The following is a 5,139-nucleotide window of genomic DNA, read 5'->3' as shown; positions in this document are numbered from 1 at the left end:
TAAGGTTCTTCGCGTTGCTTCGAATTAAACCACATGCTCCACCGCTTGTGCGGGTCCCCGTCAATTCCTTTGAGTTTCAACCTTGCGGTCGTACTCCCCAGGCGGAGTGCTTAATGCGTTAGCTCCGGCACTAAGAGGCGGAAACCTCCTAACACCTAGCACTCATCGTTTACGGTGTGGACTACCAGGGTATCTAATCCTGTTTGCTACCCACACTTTCGAGCCTCAACGTCAGTTACAGTCCAGCAAGCCGCCTTCGCCACTGGTGTTCTTCCATATATCTACGCATTCCACCGCTACACATGGAGTTCCACTTGCCTCTACTGCACTCAAGTTCGCCAGTTTCCAAAGCCATTCCACAGTTGAGCTGTGGGCTTTCACTTCAGACTTAACGAACCGTCTGCGCTCGCTTTACGCCCAATAAATCCGGATAACGCTCGGGACATACGTATTACCGCGGCTGCTGGCACGTATTTAGCCGTCCCTTTCTGGTATGGTACCGTCACATTAACATCATTTCCTACATTAACTATTCTTCCCATACAACAGTGCTTTACGACCCGAAAGCCTTCATCACACACGCGGCGTTGCTCCATCAGGCTTGCGCCCATTGTGGAAGATTCCCTACTGCAGCCTCCCGTAGGAGTTTGGGCCGTGTCTCAGTCCCAATGTGGCCGATCAGTCTCTCAACTCGGCTATGCATCATCGTCTTGGTAAGCCTTTACCTCACCAACTAACTAATGCACCGCGGATCCATCTCTAAGTGAGGCCGAAGCCCCTTTTAAACACACTTCATGCGAAATGCGTTGTTATACGGTATTAGCATCTGTTTCCAAATGTTATCCCCTGCTTAGAGGCAGGTTGTCCACGTGTTACTCACCCGTTCGCCACTCTAGCCATATGCTTTACGTCTCACCGAAGTGATCAGGTCCGCGACTAGCGTTCGACTTGCATGTATTAGGCACGCCGCCAGCGTTCATCCTGAGCCAGGATCAAACTCTCATTTTAAAAGTTTGAAGATTGCTCTTCAATGTTAACTGACTTGCTATATTGCTATAGCGTATCCGTTTATTGTTTGTTACGAATTGACTTCGCAAATTGTTTCTTTACACTATTTCGTAAAATAGTGACCCGACACATTTGTTTATCAAAGTTTTGTTCAGTTTTCAATGTGCTACCTGACATCTTGCGATGTCGTTGTTTCCTTACGAAACAACTTTTATATCTTACCATCTAATCAAACGCTTGTCAACACCTTTTTGAAATGTTTTTGCATTTCTTGGTGCGCCCTAGTCGCTCAATCCGTTGGCCTGATTGACGTTTCCGCCAAACAACATATATTACTATACCAACCCTGTGCGCTACCGTCAACACCTTTTTTCCCTTTTTTCGCCCTTTTTACCCCCTTTTCTTTTTTACTTGCGCCACACCCCTTTTATCGCTATTTCGTTCGGATATTATCTGGAATCACCCCTATAATCACTAACATCATTCGACTAAAAAAGACACCCTAGGGTGTCTTTTAAACTTACTTGTCATCTGTTAATTCTGGCGCATCCGTTTTATAGTCGTTTACCTTACTTTTATTACCATTCTTGGCAAATACGCTCGACGGATTAGTTGTCTGATTTCGTTTTAGATTTGATAATCCAGTATCCACTTTATAAGTAATTTTTGATTTATCTACTTTAGCAAAGTCCGTTCGTTTATCAAATCGTAGAAGGTCACCCGTGACAACCTTATCAGAGTACTTTAGGACCTTATCCACGTAACTTTGTGTTTGTTTAACATATTGCTTCTGTTTATCCGTAAAATAATCCAATCACCATCTCGCAAGGGCACAATTCCCTTATAGTTTTCAGATAACATGTCTTGACCAAACATTGTCAAATTGTTATCGGGTACGCCCATAATATCCAGTAAGGTTGGCATCATATCGATTTCTCCACCATATGTATGATTAATACCACCCTTAAGGTCTTTACCATGAATCATAAACGGTACCTTTTGGAATTGTGCTAAATCATAATTGGTGAGTTTATCCTTACCTAAAAGCTTCGCAATAGCTGGTTGATGATTCTCAGATATACCGTAATGATCACCGTATAGCATCAAAACTGAATTATCGTACAGCCCTGCTTTCTTCAAATAACTCACAAACTCAGCAAAGGCTTCATCTAAATAATGCGCAGTTTGAACATATCCATCAACAGTACTATCACCCGTTTTCGTAGCTGGGAAATTGATGTTTTCTTTATCCAACTGATAAGGATAATGGTTTGTCACTGTTACTAACTTAGCATAAAAAGGTTGTGGTAACTGTTCAATATATTTAGCAGAGTCTCTCAGGAATATTTTATCTTTCAATCCATAACCAACGTTGTAGCTTGGCTTATCTGCATTAGAATAATACCCTTTTGAGAAGTAATAGTTATATCCCATGACTTATATGTATTATCACGATTCCAAAAGCTGGCAACATCCCCATGAAAGGCCGCAGTAGTATAGCCTCTTTGTCCCATAATGGCTGGCAAAGCTTCAAAAGTGTTATCTGTACCATATTTAACCATTGCTGAACCAGTTGGCAAGCCATACAAAGAATTTTCTTGCATAATTTCAGCGTCAGAGGTTTTACCTTGGCTTACTTGATGATAAAAATTATCAAAGCTCAACGTATTTTGGTCATGATAAAACTTATTGAGATTAGGTGTTACTTCTTTGCCATTCACTTTATAGTCAATCAAGAATTGTTGGAAAGATTCTAAATGAAAGACAAAGACATTTTTACCCTTTTGAGTACCAAAATAAGAAACATTATTAGGTAATTTTTGTGATTTAATAAAGCTCTGAATTTCTTTAAAATCCGCTGGCTTAGCATGACTGCGACTTTGCGTTTGATTATACGTTTGCACAGCATTAAATGCGGCATATTCATTTAAGCCCAGGTATTTCACGATATAGTTATTATCAAATGATCGCGTTAGTAAACCACTACGATCCGCAGAAGCAATACCATAACCAACAAACATCAGCACAATCCCTAACAGGGTTGTCAAAACGGCAAACTTCTTTTGCACACCACGCCGGTCAATTGTCAGTTGTCGAAAGAGCAACAAAACAACTAAAACTAAGATATCCACAAAGACCAGCCAATCAGACCAATGCATAATAGCCGTGATTGATTTGCCTAAGTTATTACCCGTTGAACTTGATGAGCCTAAGATACCCATTGATAAGAAATCAGAAAATTCACGATAATAGAGAATATTGGCAAACAGCCATAACGACTGAATAAAGTTAAGTAGCACAGCTAACCAATAGCTGAGTGCACCTTTAAAATACAGCGCAATACTCAAGAAAATGATAGCTGTTGGCAACGGATTAAGGACAAGCAAAAAGTTTTGAACCGAGCCACTTACGCCTAATCGAAAATTCATATGGTAATTCACATATGTTTTCAACCAAACTAACGCCACATTAAGTACGAAAAACCATACTAATGGTGCACTGGTATCCATTGTTTGTTTTCTTTTAATCCATATTTGTTTTGGGGTTGGAAAGTACTTCACAAGATGTTTCATGTCTTCACCTAAAATATTAACTTAAAATCGTGCAGCACATCATAAATTTCAATCGCAACCAAATCAATATCATCGAATTGAAACTGCCTAGATTCACGATGCTCATGAATCGTCCACACTTTTGCGTCTTGATTGTACTCAACTTGTAGGGCTTCAATACCAAATGCTTCAAACCGACGTGTTTGATTATGCCCATCTTTAGCATCAACCATGGCACGTAACCTATTGATGATTTGATTGAGTTCACTTATTTTTTCAACGTTTTTGTTCATAAGTATCCTTTACTACTTTATGGCTTGGCCATACATAAGCCACTAAACCAGCAAATAGGCCAAAGTAATAAGTAATGATACGCCAAATTAAAATGACCAATATCAATGTTGCTGGATTTTTGACAAATGGCGTAAATAGGAGCTGGAAACTTAATTCAGCGCCCCCAACGCCACCTGGAATTGGAAATAAAGAAATGACCATGACTATCATAATATGCATGGCGATAATTAACCAAGGATTAACATCTTCATATCCGAAAGCCCGAATGACAAAATAAGGAATAGTATAGAAGATAATTAATTGTGCCATTGTGAAGGCCGTCGCACTAATCAATGATTGCCAACTCCCCACCACACGCCTTGACTCTTCATGAAAATTGTTCACTTTCACTTTAATTGCGGCAATGACTCGCTGGTATCGCCTACGCGTCATCATTTTTTTGAAAATAGGACTGATAACATCCACTAATCGTAAAGTTAATGCAGGCCAAAACATGACTAAAGCAATGCCAATAATCACAACTGCATGAATCGCAATTGCAAATGGAATAAAGGTTGCAAATGTTGGATCAACTTGTGAATATATAAAACTATCTGCACTGAAATAGCCAATAATAAAGAAAAGAACAACGACAATTTGGTAAACTAAAAATTTCATTAAAACAACCGACGTTGCCCGTCCACCCTCTACACCAGCACGTGACAGTCCATATAGCTGGGCTGGCTGCCCTCCGGTAGCAAATGGTGTCAATCCTGTCCCCAATAGATTAAGCAAGGGTACTCGTAGCAAGGCTGCTAACGAGGTTTTCTTTCGATCTGATCGATTAAGCAAGGACCACGCAACCCCTGCTTCTAAGAAAATGGTAATGATCATTGCAACCATTCCGGCTGCCAACCATCGCCAATCTAAGTGACGTAATGCTGCTTCCAACTGTCGACCACGACCGTCTAATTCGTGCCACAAAAAGTAAACCACAATTGCTGTTAACAAACCCACAACAATAATTGATAATCTATCTCGTTTAAGCATGACTAACTCCTATGCTTTTAGCGTTTTTTCATAAACTTTTTGGAGTTGTGCCCCAATTTTAGGTAAATCACGTGCAACAGCTAATGCGTGACCGGCATCTCTAACATCAGATACTTGCGCATTAAGAATACTTTGCATTTTTTCATCAAACTCATCTACATTATCCGCCTTATATACGTTAACACCTTCTTCTAGCCAATTTTGGTAAACAGGAATGTTACGAACAAGAACATGTTGCCGAGAAGCGAGTGCTTCT

The 5,139-nt window shown here is 40.2% G+C and carries 3 protein-coding genes, 1 rRNA gene and 2 pseudogenes (1 of these 6 running past the window's edge); all 6 read right to left on the bottom strand.

Annotation, left to right across the window (positions count from 1 at the left end; translation table 11 throughout):
- Positions 1-1,008 (bottom strand): 16S ribosomal RNA (locus RTR43_RS25395); its annotated part reaches 410 nt to the left of the window's first position; the annotation flags it as partial.
- 520 nt (positions 1,009-1,528) lie between these two features.
- A complete protein-coding gene (locus tag RTR43_RS25390; protein ID WP_312476806.1) occupies positions 1,529-1,768 on the bottom strand; it encodes a hypothetical protein in 240 nt (79 codons plus the stop codon).
- Positions 1,753-3,029 (bottom strand): annotated as a pseudogene (locus RTR43_RS25385) (LTA synthase family protein). Before RTR43_RS25385 ends, RTR43_RS25390 begins: the two are co-directional and overlap by 16 nt.
- A 560-nt stretch (positions 3,030-3,589) precedes the next feature.
- Positions 3,590-3,853 carry a YkuJ family protein gene (locus RTR43_RS25380; RefSeq protein ID WP_010008125.1) on the bottom strand — a complete coding sequence of 88 codons (264 nt, stop codon included), beginning with the start codon at positions 3,851-3,853 and terminating at the stop codon, positions 3,590-3,592.
- On the bottom strand, positions 3,837-4,883 hold the full coding sequence (locus RTR43_RS25375) for a lysylphosphatidylglycerol synthase transmembrane domain-containing protein (protein ID WP_133264305.1): 1,047 nt from the start codon (positions 4,881-4,883) through the stop codon (positions 3,837-3,839). Before RTR43_RS25375 ends, RTR43_RS25380 begins: the two co-directional genes overlap by 17 nt.
- 9 nt (positions 4,884-4,892) lie before the next feature.
- A pseudogene (locus RTR43_RS25370) lies at positions 4,893-5,139 on the bottom strand (hypothetical protein); the annotation flags it as partial.

It is taken from the genome of Neobacillus sp. (assembly GCF_031988165.1).
Taxonomy (GTDB): Bacteria; Bacillota; Bacilli; order Bacillales; family Cytobacillaceae; genus Neobacillus; species Neobacillus rhizosphaerae.
This window is presented reverse-complemented; position numbering and strand designations above follow the sequence as displayed.